Below are 12,315 nucleotides of genomic sequence, written 5' to 3' on the forward strand. Positions count from 1 at the left end.
ACGGGACGGCTCACGAGCGTTGCCGGCGGCGCATCCAGGAGTCGGCGGTGGTCAGCAGGCGGCCGAACGACCGCCGGCCGAGCCGGGCCAGCACCGTGAACCCGCCCGTGTCACTCATCGGGCTGGAGGACGACACCACGCCGGCCACCTCGTTCCCGTACACGGCCGGTCCGCCGCTGCCGCCGGCCGGCGCGTGGCAGTTCCGCGTCACCAGCACCCCCGGCCCCTGGGCGGTGGCCTCTTCGGCGTCCCCCACACAGTGGTACATCCGCGTGCCGGGATAGCGCCGCCCAGCAGGGTAGCCGAGCAGGTCGAGCCCGCGCAGCGGCGTACCCCTGCGGGTGGCCAGCGGACGCAGCCCGCGCCCGGTCGTGGCCTCCAGCGTGGCCCCACGCCGCCGCACCCCGACCAGCCCGACGTCGTACGGCAGCATGTCCGCCGAGTACGGCCGCCCCTGCCACTGTTCGGGCACCCAGGTCCGCCGGGCGGGCCAGACTCCGAGCGGCGGCCGGCCCTGGTCGAACCCCGGCAGGAAGGCCACCTGCGGCAGCGGCCGCCCGTCGTGGTAGAGGCAGTGCGCGGCCGTCAGCACCAGACTGCGGCTGCGCGACCTGATCACCGCGCCCCCGCACAGCACGGTCGTCCTGCTGACCGGATCATGCCCGAGCAGCACCCCGGTGAGCCGCTGCGCGCCGGTGTAGGGACGGGCGACCGGCGCGTACCCCAGGCGGTCGCCGTCCGGTGTCAGCACCCTGCGCGGGGCCACCGATCGCTGGGGGACCTCCGCGAGGCCGGTCGGGTCGAGCAGGGTCAACGACAGCACCATCCTGAGCACCCGTACACTCTAAGCCGCCGGTGATCACTGCCCTGACCTGCGACATCAAGGTTTACCGAAGGCCGGGGCGACGATGAACCTGATCGTGGACCACACGACGTACAACAGGGGTGAGCACAGCATCAGGACACCGATCACCGGCTTGACCAGGATGACTGCCACGGCCAGGACGAGCACGGCGAGGCTGGTGGCGGCCAGGTACCACCGCCGCGCCACCAGGTAGAGGCTGGGCCGCACGAGGTCTCGCAGCCGCGGCGGCTCGGGCCGCGGCTCGGCCAGCAGCACGAGCGAGGCCACGACCACGGCCACCACCAGCGCCGCCGCCGTGGCGAAGAACGGCACGAACGCCGGTCCCCAGGCGGTGCGCGCGACCACGACGGCGTCCAGGGCCAGCACGCTCACGGCCACGGCACCGGCCGCCCAGAGGGCGAGCGCGCGGGCGCCGCCGCGGCGGTAGCCGGCCCAGAACGTACGGAAGACGGCGGTCGAGCCATCGCCCAGCGCGGCGAAGCAGCCGAACACCCCGGTCAGAGCGGGCGCGCACAGCGACGACAGCGCGACGAAGAACGGCCACGACGCCAGCGGGTCCCGGACGACCGCGAGCGCGACCAGGAGCGGCACGCAGGCGACGGCGAGCAGGACGTTCGTCATGAGGCCGACGTACACGGTGCCGAAGACCTTCTCGTATGTCGCCTGCTCGGCCGGGCGGAACAGGTTCCGCATCACTTCAGCCCGCTCGTCGCGATGCCCCGGATGAAGTAGCGCTGCCCCAGCAGGAAGATGACCAGGATCGGCAGCACCGACAGCACCGCGCCGGTCATCATCATCGCGTACTCGGCGTCGTACTGCCCGACGAACGAGCGCAGGCCGAGCTGCACGGTCCACAGCTCGTTGCTCGTCAGGTAGATGAACGGCCCCATGTAATCGTTCCACGTGTTGACGAAGGTGAGCAGGGCCAGGCTGGCCAGCGCCGGTTTGGACAGCGGCAGGATGATCCGCCAGTAGATGCCGTACTCACTCAGCCCGTCGATCCGGGCCGCCTCGCACAGGTCGTCCGGGATGGACATGTAGTACTGGCGCATGAGGAAGACGCCGAACGCGCCGAACGCCTGCAGCAGGATGATCGCCCAATAGGTGTTCGTCAGGTCGGCTTTCTGCATCATGATGTACTGCGGCACCATGTACGCCTGCCAGGGCACGGCGATGGTGGCGATGTAGGCGAGGAACAACGCGTCCCGGCCAGGAAAGCGCACCTTGGCGAACCCGTAGGCCGCGAAGCTCCCGGTGAGCAGTTGCAGCAGCGTGATCGTCACGGACAGGAACGCCGAGTTGCCCAGGTAGGTGAGCAGCGGGATGCGTTCCCAGATCTCCACGAAGTTCGACCAGCGCAGTTCCCGGGGGATCCACTGGATGGGCACCGTGAAGACCTCGTTGTCGCGCTTCAGCGCGGACGACACCATCCAGGCGAACGGCACGAGCACCAGCACGGCGAGCACGGTGAGCGTGAGATAGGTCAGCGCCCGGCGGAGCGGGCTCCCGCCCGAACGGTCCCCGTCCTCGGCGGCCGCCGGCGGCCGCCGCTGGGCGGCGGCCGGGGGAGCATCGTGCAGTGCGGTCATCGGGCGCTCCTCCGCTCGTTGATACGGAACTGGACGACGGTGACGGTCAGCACGATGACGAACAGCACCAGGGCGATCGCCGACGAGTAGCCGAACTTGCCCTCGGTGATGCCTTCCCGGTAGATGAGCTGGCTCAGCACCAGCGTGCTGCGGCCCGGTCCGCCGTCGGTCATGACCACGATGAGGTCGAGGACCTTGAAGCTCTGGATCGTCAGCATGACGAGGACGAAGAACGTCGTGGGCCGCAGGCACGGCAGAGTGATGCCCCAGAACCGCTGCCAGGCGTTGGCGCCGTCCACCCGCGCGGCCTCGTAGTACTCCTTGGGGATCGTCTGCAGCCCGGCGAGGTAGAGCACCATGTAGTAGCCCATGTCCCGCCACACGCTGGTGACGATCACGGCCGGCATCGCCCAGTCCGTGCTGGCCACCCACCTGGGCGGGTGCGCCACGCCGAGCGCTTCGAGGAGCTGGTTGATCGGTCCAGCCGTCGGGTTGAAGAGCATGTTCCACACGATGGCCACGGCGACCAGCGAGGTGATGTACGGGAAGAACGCCGCGGTGCGGAAGAACGCCACCCCGCGCAGCTTCCGGTTGAGCGCGATGGCCAGGCCGAGCGCGGCGACCAGCGTCAGCGGGATGTGGCCGAGCGCGTAGTAGAGGGTGTTACGCAGGGCGACGTGGAAGTTCTCGTCGGAGAACAGCCGCTGGAAGTTCTTCAGCCCCACCCATTCCGGCGTGCTGTAGGAGTCCCAGTCCAGGAACGCCAGGGCGAACGCCGCGACCATCGGAATGAGCGTGAACAGGGCGAAGCCGACGAAGTTCGGGAGGATGAAGCTCCACCCGATGAGAATGTCGCGCCAGGCCCGTCGCCGGTGCGGCGGGGCGGTGGGCGCCGGTCGTGTTGCAACGTGAGCCATGGCCGTCCTTCGGATCCTGCGCGGTACGCCGTGGGCCCGGACGCGTCCGGGCCCACGGGCCGGTCCCTAGTTGAGCACTTCGCTCTTGACCCGCTCGTTCATCGAGCGGATGCCGTCGGCGGCCGACTTGTCGCCGACCATGATGAGCTCGTGCTCCTCCTTGAGGATCGTGTCGATGTCAGAGGAGTGCTCGCTGACCGGCATCTCCAGCACCACCTTGTCCGGCGAGAACGCCTTCTTGGACACCTCGTCGGTGGGCATGCCCTTGATCGAGAAGTAGGTGTCGGTGATCTCCGGGCTCTGCAGCGCCGGCACCACGCCCACCTTGGTGATGGCTTCGGCGCCCGCCTTGCCGGCGGCGAACTGCACGAACTTCTTGGCCGCGTCGGCGTGCTCGGCCTTCTTGTTGACGGCGAAGGCGGTCGGCGAGCCGAAGGTCGTCACGCCCGAGCCGCCGGGGCGCTGCGGCATCGGGGCCAGCGCCCAGTCGACGTCGGTCTTGCCGTTGGCCTTGGCCTCCAGGATGCCGGAGATGTACCACGTGCCCATGGGCATCATGGCCGTCGCCCCGGTCTCGAACATCGTCCGGTAGTCCGACTTCTGCGAGGTCGCGGTGCCGAAGTCGAGGGCCGCGCCGGCCTTCTGCAGCCCAAGCGCGGTCGCGTACTGGTCGGCGAAGAAGGAGTAGTCGCCACTGAGCTGGTCGCCACCCGTCTGGGCCGCCGAGATGGCCTGCACCACGGACCGCCAGGTGTGCTGGTAGGTGCCGTAGACCTTCTTGCCGCCCTCGGTCTTCGTGAGCTGCTGCGCGAGCTTGGCGTACTCGTCCCAGGTGAGGGCGGCCGGAGCCTTGACGCCTGCCTTGTCGAAGTACGTCTTGTTGTAGTACAGCAGCCAGAAGTCCTGCCGGTACGGCAGCGCGAAGTACTTGTCGCTGACCTTGAAGGCGTCCAGGCCCGCCAGCTTCGCGGTGTCGGCCGACTTGGCCAGGTCGGTGAGCTCTAGGAGCTGCCCGCGGCTGGAGTAGCGCGAGTAGTCCGTGACGTTCTTCATCGTGATCACGTCGGTGTCGTCACCACCGGCGAGCATGGTGGTGACCTTCTCGGCGTAGTCATCGGCGAGGATGTCCACCGGCTGGATCTTGATGGTGGGGTTCGCCTGCTGGAAGGCGTCGAAGAGCGCCTTGAACTCGGGGGTCTTGGCGAGGTTCCACACCGTGACGGTCAGTGTGACGTTCCCGCCGCCGCCGTCCGCCGACTTGGCGGAGCCGCCGCAGGCGGTCACGGCGAGTGAGAGCGCTGCCGCGACTCCCAGGGTCTTCATGAGGTGGCGTCGCACTCCGGCCCTTCCTGACATGTTCGAAGCGATCATTGATCCGGACTCCTTTCTTTCGAGCCGGTCTCAGGGCTCAGGCGCTCACCATGAACTCGTCGGCGGTCACGGCCGCACGGGGCGGCTGACCGGACAGGTAGCGTTCGAGCTCGTCGAGCGCGCTCTCACTCATCCGCCGGGTCTCTGATCCCAGAGATCCGGCGACGTGGGGGGTGATCATGACGTTGGGCAGGTCGTACAGCGGTGACGTGCTCGGCAACGGCTCCGGGTCGGTGACGTCGAGGATCGCGTCGAGCCGGCCCTGGGCGCACTCTCGTTCCAGGGCGGCGGTGTCCAGGACGGAGCCGCGGGCGGTGTTGATGAGGGTCGTCCCGTCACGCAGGAGGGCCAGTTCGGCCGCTCCGATGAGGTGGTGGGTGGACGGCAGTTCCGGGACGTGCAGGGTGAGCACGTCACAGCGCGGCAGCAGCTCGGGCAGCGGGAGCAGCCGGGCGCCCGCCGCGCTCACCTCGGCCGGGTCGGCATAGGGATCGGCGACCAGGACGTCCACCTCCAGAGCGCGGAGCCGTTCGACCACCCGGCGCCCCACGCGCGAGAAGCCGATGACGCCGATCGTGCGCCCGCGGTTGGTCAGCTCGCCGCGGCCGGCGGCGAAGGACCAGTCACCGCGGTTCGTGCGCGCGTCCTGGGCGAGGAACGGGGCCTTCTTCCCGGCGAAGATGACCGCGGCCAGGGTGAACTCGGCCACCGGGATCGCGTTCTCGTCGGCGGCGTTGGTGACGAGGATCCCGCGTCGCCAGACCTCGTCGGTGACGAACGTACGCACTGTCCCCGCGCAGTGGAAGATCGCCTTCAGCCGCGGCGCGTCGGCCAGTCGCTCGGTCGTCAGTGGCGGGCAGCCCCAGGAGGTCACCAGCACCTCGACGTCGCGCAGCCGGCGGCGTACGGAGGGCTCGTCGAGGTCGGCGGTCACGATCGGCTCTCCCAGCTCGACCAGGTCGTGCAACCGGCGAAGCTGCGCCTCCTGAAACTGCACGCCGAACTTCGCTGGGTCCATGACCAGCAGGGCAGGGGGTCTTCTCACCAGGTTCCCTTCGGCGGCAAGCGCTTACCAGTGCCGCCGATCATGTCCGATCATTTCAATCACGTCAATGCCTTGTTAATCGGATCGATCACGTTATGTGATCGATATTGATCGTTATCGTATGGTGTGTCTTGACGTGGGAGGAAACCTTCGCGTTAACTCCGGGACACACTCACGAGATCACGACCAGGGGGAGCCATGCTCATGCTGCGGGAGTTCGACGACCTGCGGCTCTCGCCCTACACCGGATGGACCCGGAACCACTGGGCGGCACTCGCCGACCATCTCCTCCTGTCCGCCAGGCGGTACGCGTCGGCCTCGCACGCGCGCGTCTCCTTCCCCGGCCCGCCGGGCGGTTACGGGCCCGACGTCGACGCGCTGGAAGGGTTCGCGCGTACGTTCCTGGCGGCCGGATTCCGGGTGGCGGGGGAGGACGGGCGCGATCCGCTGGGCCTGATGGAGTGGTACGCGCAGGGCCTGGCCGCCGGGACGGATCCCCGCTCACCCGAGCGCTGGGTACGCCTCGACGAGCATGACCAGGCGAAGGTCGAGGCCGCGTCGATCGCGCTGGTCCTCCACCTGACGCGGCCGTGGCTGTGGGACCGGCTCGACCCGATCGTGCGAGAGCGGGTCGTCGACTACCTCGCGCCCGCGGTCGGCGCGGACTACCCGCCGATCAACTGGATCTGGTTCCAGATCGTGGTCGAGCAGTTCCTCGCCTCCGTCGGCGGCCCCTTCGAGCGCAAGGACATCGAGGAGGGGCTCTCGTTCACCGACGGCTTCGCCAGGGAGAACGGCTGGTACGCCGACGGCGCCGAACGCGCCTACGACCACTACGCGGGATGGGCGCTGCAGTTCTACCCGCTCATGTGGAGCGAGATGGCCGCCGGCGATCCGGCGGCGGACTCACGGCGACCGCGCTACCTGGAGCGGCTCGAACGCTACCTGGGCGACGCCGTCCACCTCGTCGGCGCCGACGGATCCCCCCTCATCCAGGGGCGCAGCCTGATCTACCGGTTCGCCGCCGCCACCCAGTTCTGGGCCGGGGCCCGCGCCGGGACGGCGACGCCCGCCCCAGGGTTGCTGCGCCGTGCCGCCTCCGGCATCGCCCGCCACTTCACCGAACGCGGAGCGCCGGACGCGGACGGAGTCCTGACCCCGGGCTGGCACGGAGCCTGGCCGCCGCTCGCCCAGTCCTACTCCGGGCCCGGCTCGCCGTACTGGGCGGCCAAGGGCTTCTTCGGCCTGTCCCTGCCCGCCGACCACCCGGTGTGGACGGCCGTCGAGGAGCCGCTGCCGGTCGAGTCCGGCGACTACCGACGCGTCGTCCGCGCGCCCGGCTGGCTGGTCAGCGGCACCCGTGCCGACGGTGTCGTGCGGGTGATCAACCACGGCACCGACCACTCCCATCCCGGGACGCACCTGACCGACTCGCCCCTGTACGCGCGTCTGGGCTACTCGACCGCCACCTCGCCCGTGCTCGCCGGTGTCCACGCCGCCGACCCCCTCGACCAGGCGGTCGTGCTCCTCGACGAGGGCGGGCGCCCCAGCCATCGCACGGGATTCGAGACGCTCCTCCTCGACCACCTCCCCTCCGGAACGGCGATCGGGGCCTCGCGCTGGCAGGCCCACTGGGTCACCCCTGAGACCGGCAGCCCGGACCACGGTTACGGGCGGGCCGGGACGGTACGCCTAGGCCCGTGGATCGACCTGATCTCCGCGGTGCGCGGTCCTTGGGAGGTGCGCCTGGTCCGGCTGCCCGCCACAGCGGTGGAGCGTGGTCCGCTTGCGGAGGCGGCGGAGGAGCGTGGCCCGCTGCGCGTCGGGGGATGGCCGCTGCCGGCTTCAGAAGCCGTCCATACCGATACGGCCGCCGTGTCGAACGGCACCATGCACTCCTGCGTGGTCGCGGGCCGGGGGCTGGACCTGCGCGGCGTGGTCGCCGCCCAGAACTCCTCGCCGCTGGCCCCGTGGACGCTTGTCCCCTGGTGCGCCACCACCACGTCGGCGCTGCCGGACACGTGGTACGACGTGGCGGTGTTCCTCGGCGGGCAGGAGCCGGACCGGGCGCCGGTCCTGTCCTGGGACGGCCCGGCGCTCGCCCGCGTGGCCTGGCCGGACGGGACGGACGACCTCCTGGACACGGCCGTCGCGCTCAGCGGGCCAGGCACGCCGCCGCTATGACGCCGTTCGGCGGCGGCCGGTCACGATGACGCTGTCCGGTGGCGGCGGGCCGCCGTGATGCGTTCGGCGGCGGGCCGCCGTGACGCGTTCGGCGGCGGGCCGCCGTGACGCGTTCGGCGGCGGGTCACCATGACGCGTTCGGCGGGTCACGATGACACCGAGGAGGAGCGCACGATCAGGGTGGGCTCGACGACGACGCGGTGGGTGGGCCGCTCCGGGTCCGGGTCGGCCAGGCGCGCCGCGAGCAGCCCGAACGCCGCCCGCCCGATGGCCATCTTGGGTGGCCGGACAGCGGTCAGCGGCGGGTCGCACAGCTCGGCCACCTCGTCGTCGTAGGCCACGATGGCGAGATCACCCGGCACCCGGATGCCGCGCTCCTGACAACGCTCGACCAGGTTGATCGCCTCCGGGTCGGAGTGGACGAGCAGCGCCGTCGTCCCCGAGGCGACGCACTGGTCGATCACGCCCTCGAGCGCCTTGGGCCACTCGGGATGCCACTGATCGACCGTACTGACGTCCAGCATGCCCTCCAGCGGCAGTCCGAACTCCTCGCACGCCTGCCGCCAGCCGTGCCGCACGTGCGGTCCCGTCGGGCTCTGAATGGTGGTGATCAGTCCGATCCGCCGGTGACCGAGCTCGACCAGGTGCCGTATGGCCATGCCGGCCCCCAGCGCGTGATCGCTGACCACCGACTCCATCGCCTCGTGATAGGGACCGGAGGCGGCGGTGCGCTCGATGAGCACCATGGGCATGTCGGCCTCCTGCAGCCAGCGCACCAGCGCCTGCCCGTCGTCGCCGGTCGTGGTGGGCGCGACCAGGAGGCCGTCGATGCCCGCGGACTCGATCAGCCGGGAGAGATGGCGGCGCTCGTCGGCGGCCCGGTAGGTTGCGCCACGCAGGACGACGCGCGCGCCGGCCGCCGCGGCCGCCTCGCGCACGCCACGGATCACGTCGGGCCAGTAGTAGTTCAGCGACGGCACCACCATGCCGATCGTGACCTGCGGCTGCTCGGCGCCGGCCGCGTCGGGCCTCGGCTGCGGGGCGGGCGAGTCCTCCGTTTCCCCGCCGGCCAGTGTGTCGGCCACCGGCCCACCGCGGAGCACGGCGCCGCCGCGAACCCGGCGGATCAGGCCCTGGGACGAGAGCAGCGCGATGTCGCGCCGGATGGTGATGACCGAGACGTCCAGCTCGGTCGCCAGGTCGCCGACGCGCACGACGCCGCGCTGGCGCAGCAGCTCCACCACCTGGGCGCGGCGCTCGTCCGGCAGCGGACCCGGCGATTCGGACATGCTCACTCCCACACCCCTACACGAATCTCGAAAGCGCTCCGCGCCGTACCGGGCAGACGCAGCTCCAGCCTGGTCAGGCGGTCGCCCCACACCTCGGAGAGCATGGGGTCCGCCAGCGTACGGACGGTGAACGCGGCTGTCGCGACCCCGGGGTCCCACGCCACGAGCACGGCCCGCCCACCGCCCGGCGGCCGGACGACGGCCTGCCCGGCGGACGGCTGCTCCACCTGCCCGTTCAGCAGGAAGTGCAGCACACTCGGGTCGCCGTCGCCGGTGAAGCTCCAGGCGTCCCCGATCGTCACGCGTGACTCGCGCCGGTCGAGCGCCGCCGTCCGCCACCATCGCTCCAGCTCGGGTACGGGATAGGCGGCGGCCAGGTCCAGCCGCGCCTCGAAGCGGCCGGGCTCATCCACCACCTCGACGTCACGGGCGCGGAACCGGCGCCCCTGCCCCTGTGGCGCACCCCGTACCTCGGGGACGTTGTGCCAGTCGCTCCGCATCGTCCAGATCGCGTAGCGGTCCGGCCCGAACGTCTGCGCCGTGTACGTCGGCCGCCCCGCGTCGACCAGCACGGGAACCCCGTCCACGGCGACGACGACGGACCCCACGTCGTTGTGGTTGTGGTGCTCCCCGTTGTGCCCGCCCTTGATCGCGAGCGTAAGACCGCGCGCCGTCCCGCCGGCCGTACGCGCGAGGCCGATCTGCGTCCCCGGCAACCAGACCCCGGCGACCAGAGGCGGCTCGCCGGACCCGGCGCCCTGCCACTCCACGTCGACCAGCTCGCGGAGCGCCCGCCCGAGCTCGGCGGCGGCGGGGATCCCGGCCGCGCGCTGCGACTCCGCGTGCCGTCGGGCGTCGTGCGCGCCGAGCCGGCGAGCCCAGCGGTGCAGCACCTGCCACGGCTGGTCAGCCGGCGGCCGGGCCCGCGCGTCGGCGAGGTTGAGATACCACGGCCCGCCCAGATGCATGCGGTGCGGGAACCGGACCGTCTCCCGCACGACCGGGATCTCCGCCGCGTCGAGCCGTCCCGATGTGGCGTGCTCCAGGACGTCGAGCGCTTCGAGCGCGCGGCATGCCCCGTTCCACCAGTATTCGTAGCCTTCATCGACGGAGCCATCACTCGGCAGCGCCGCCAGGTAGTGATCGATGCCCGCCACGGCCAGGGCGACCTGGCGCGCCCGCTCCTGCCCCGGCTCGGTCAGGCGCAGCGCGGCGACGAGCACGTTGCCGCAGATCCACGGGCACCAGTTGCTCGGATCGCCGTCCAGCCCCAGCCAGTGCCAGTCGCGCCGCTGGACGAACGGGTCGAGCACTCGCGCGCGCACCTCCGCCCGGACGCGTTCCCGCAACCCTGGGAAGCGTTCGGCCAGCCGGTCCCCGAGCACCTGGTCGGCCCAGGCCAGCTGGGCGGCGACATCGGCGGCGCCGAGGTCGAGACAGGGCGTGGCCACATCGGGCAGGACCGTCCCGCGGGGCCGGCACGTGTCCTCGTGCGCCGGCCAGCACCACGAGCTCTGCTCGCACAGCTGGACGATCCCGTCGGCGGCCTCGTCCAGCCACGCGTCCGCACCGCTCGCCAGTGCCATGAGCACCGTCCGGGTCAGCCGGTCCTGGCGCTCGAACACCTGGCTCTCGTAGCCGGTGCGGTTGCCGTCGCGGAAGTAACGCGCGTACTGCGAGGCCAGCGGCTGCGGCCATGGCGTGCCCAGCTCCGCCTCCGCCCGCTCACGGACGGCGAGCAGGGCGCCGGACTCCGCGGCACGATCCCAGACGGCGTCCCCGGCGGCCGGGACCGGCAGCGCTGCTTCGGGCGGCAACAGGCCGCGGACCAGGGCCTCCGGCGACATCGCGGCCCCCCAGACGGTGAGCAGGGGGCCGGTCGTCAAACTCCCCGGGGTGCTCTCCGCGGTTGCGGTGTTCGTCATGATCCTCCTCGCCGACACCCCTATAGTAGCGATCGAAAGTGATCGAAGTTGAATCAAATGGGCATTCAGCGAGGAAATGATCGAAACGCGCGTGACCAGCGGCTAAGAGCTGTTTCTTAGATCTGCTGACTAATTGTGGTGATGTTGTCACGATTGGTGTATGGGTCGTGGTGATTTAACGAACGCAGAATGGGAACGGCTCGAGCCGCTGCTGCCCGAGGGTGGCCGGCGGGGCGGGCGGTGGAATGACCATCGCAGGACGATCGACGGTGTGTTGTATCGGGCCCGGACCGGGCTGCCGTGGCGTGACCTGCCCGAACGGTTCGGCTCTTGGATCACGGTCTACAAGCGGCATCGCCGTTGGTCGGCCGATGGCACCTGGCAGATGCTGCTGACCGCGATCCAGGCCAAGCAGGACGCCGAGGGCCGGGTGGACTGGGACATCTCCGTGGACTCCACCACTGTGCGGGCGCACCAGCACGCCGCTGGTGCGCCCCGGACTCCGCCCCCGCCGTCTCCCGCCGCGGGGCGGCAAAAGGGGGACGCTGCGGGGACAAACCGGGGCGATCCGGTGCTGGCCGCTCTGGCCGACCGGCTGGCGGAGGTGGTCAGACTGGGGAGTGTTTAGGCCGTTCCCGAGGTGGGTTCACCGCCAAGATCCACCTGTCGGCGGACGGCCGCTGCCGGGTGCTGTCGTTGGTTCTGACGCCGGGCCAGTACGGTGACAGCCCGCAGTTCCGGCGGGTGCTGGAGGCCATCCGGGTGCCCCGGCCGGGGCCGGGACGCCCACGCACCCGGCCCGACAGCCTGGCCGCGGACAAGGCTTACTCCTGTCGCGCCAACCGTGCCTACCTGCGCCGCCGCAAGATCCGTCACACCATCCCCGAACCACGCGATCAACGCGCCCACCGCCGCCGGCGCGGCTCGGCCGGAGGACGACCCACCGGCTTCGACACCGAACGCTACAAGGGCAGAAACGTCGTCGAACGGGCGATCAACCGGCTGAAGAACTTCCGGGCGGTGGCCACACGCTATGACTGTGAGGATCTAAGGGTGCCGCCTCGGGCCGTGGTCTGACCCGCGCTACGACTGACCAGGGTGTCCTTCGTTTGATCTGTCGACCACGGTTC

The 12,315-nt window shown here is 70.7% G+C and carries 9 protein-coding genes and 1 pseudogene; 2 read left to right on the forward strand and 8 right to left on the reverse strand.

All coding sequences use genetic code 11. The features are described from left to right. Positions 1 to 10 precede the first annotated feature (10 nt). From AB0B91_RS49170 to AB0B91_RS49195, 6 genes are all read right to left on the reverse strand, one after another. Positions 11 to 826 carry a trypsin-like serine protease gene (locus AB0B91_RS49170; RefSeq protein ID WP_358336628.1) on the reverse strand — a complete coding sequence of 272 codons (816 nt, stop codon included), beginning with the start codon at positions 824 to 826 and terminating at the stop codon, positions 11 to 13. 54 nt (positions 827 to 880) lie between these two features. Continuing rightward, positions 881 to 1,558 carry a hypothetical protein gene (locus tag AB0B91_RS49175; protein ID WP_358336582.1) on the reverse strand — a complete coding sequence of 226 codons (678 nt, stop codon included), beginning with the start codon at positions 1,556 to 1,558 and terminating at the stop codon, positions 881 to 883. Next, complete coding sequence (locus AB0B91_RS49180; RefSeq protein WP_358336585.1) at positions 1,558 to 2,454, reverse strand: carbohydrate ABC transporter permease; 897 nt, start codon at positions 2,452 to 2,454, stop codon at positions 1,558 to 1,560. The genes AB0B91_RS49175 and AB0B91_RS49180 overlap by 1 nt, the downstream gene beginning before the upstream one ends. Continuing rightward, positions 2,451 to 3,371 carry a sugar ABC transporter permease gene (locus AB0B91_RS49185; RefSeq protein ID WP_358336588.1) on the reverse strand — a complete coding sequence of 307 codons (921 nt, stop codon included), beginning with the start codon at positions 3,369 to 3,371 and terminating at the stop codon, positions 2,451 to 2,453. The genes AB0B91_RS49180 and AB0B91_RS49185 overlap by 4 nt, the downstream gene beginning before the upstream one ends. Before the next feature lie 66 nt (positions 3,372 to 3,437). After that, complete coding sequence (locus AB0B91_RS49190) at positions 3,438 to 4,742, reverse strand: sugar ABC transporter substrate-binding protein (protein ID WP_358336592.1); 1,305 nt, start codon at positions 4,740 to 4,742, stop codon at positions 3,438 to 3,440. Between the two features lie 37 nt (positions 4,743 to 4,779). Further along, positions 4,780 to 5,787, reverse strand: coding sequence for a hydroxyacid dehydrogenase (locus tag AB0B91_RS49195; protein WP_358336595.1), 1,008 nt, complete (start codon positions 5,785 to 5,787; stop codon positions 4,780 to 4,782). Between the two features lie 198 nt (positions 5,788 to 5,985). Between AB0B91_RS49195 and AB0B91_RS49200 the strand changes: the two genes are divergently transcribed. Further along, a complete protein-coding gene (locus AB0B91_RS49200; RefSeq protein ID WP_358336598.1) occupies positions 5,986 to 7,971 on the forward strand; it encodes a DUF2264 domain-containing protein in 1,986 nt (661 codons plus the stop codon). Positions 7,972 to 8,117: 146 nt separating this feature from the next. Here AB0B91_RS49200 and AB0B91_RS49205 read toward each other — a convergent pair whose 3' ends face one another. After that, positions 8,118 to 9,260, reverse strand: a complete 1,143-nt coding sequence (locus AB0B91_RS49205; protein WP_358336601.1) for a substrate-binding domain-containing protein — start codon at positions 9,258 to 9,260, stop codon at positions 8,118 to 8,120. A gap of 2 nt (positions 9,261 to 9,262) precedes the next feature. Further along, entirely contained in the window at positions 9,263 to 11,185 is a 1,923-nt protein-coding gene (locus AB0B91_RS49210; protein ID WP_358336604.1) for a heparinase II/III family protein, read from the reverse strand. 160 nt (positions 11,186 to 11,345) lie between these two features. On the opposite strand from AB0B91_RS49210, the pseudogene AB0B91_RS49215 reads away from it, so the two are divergent. Beyond that, positions 11,346 to 12,262 (forward strand): annotated as a pseudogene (locus tag AB0B91_RS49215) (IS5 family transposase). Positions 12,263 to 12,315: the final 53 nt, after the last annotated feature.

This window comes from Nonomuraea sp. NPDC049141 (assembly GCF_040648415.1).
GTDB lineage: Bacteria > Actinomycetota > Actinomycetes > Streptosporangiales > Streptosporangiaceae > Nonomuraea.

What these genes read in the sequence shown, in the direction of transcription:
- AB0B91_RS49170 (WP_358336628.1), bottom strand. Translation starts at nt 826, where the DNA reads ATGGTGCTGTCGTTGACCCTGCTCGACCCGACCGGCCTCGCGGAGGTC.
- AB0B91_RS49175 (WP_358336582.1), bottom strand. Translation starts at nt 1,558, where the DNA reads ATGCGGAACCTGTTCCGCCCGGCCGAGCAGGCGACATACGAGAAGGTC.
- AB0B91_RS49180 (WP_358336585.1), bottom strand. Translation starts at nt 2,454, where the DNA reads ATGACCGCACTGCACGATGCTCCCCCGGCCGCCGCCCAGCGGCGGCCG.
- AB0B91_RS49185 (WP_358336588.1), bottom strand. Translation starts at nt 3,371, where the DNA reads ATGGCTCACGTTGCAACACGACCGGCGCCCACCGCCCCGCCGCACCGG.
- AB0B91_RS49190 (WP_358336592.1), bottom strand. Translation starts at nt 4,742, where the DNA reads ATGATCGCTTCGAACATGTCAGGAAGGGCCGGAGTGCGACGCCACCTC.
- AB0B91_RS49200 (WP_358336598.1), top strand. Translation starts at nt 5,986, where the DNA reads ATGCTCATGCTGCGGGAGTTCGACGACCTGCGGCTCTCGCCCTACACC.
- AB0B91_RS49205 (WP_358336601.1), bottom strand. Translation starts at nt 9,260, where the DNA reads ATGTCCGAATCGCCGGGTCCGCTGCCGGACGAGCGCCGCGCCCAGGTG.
- AB0B91_RS49210 (WP_358336604.1), bottom strand. Translation starts at nt 11,185, where the DNA reads ATGACGAACACCGCAACCGCGGAGAGCACCCCGGGGAGTTTGACGACC.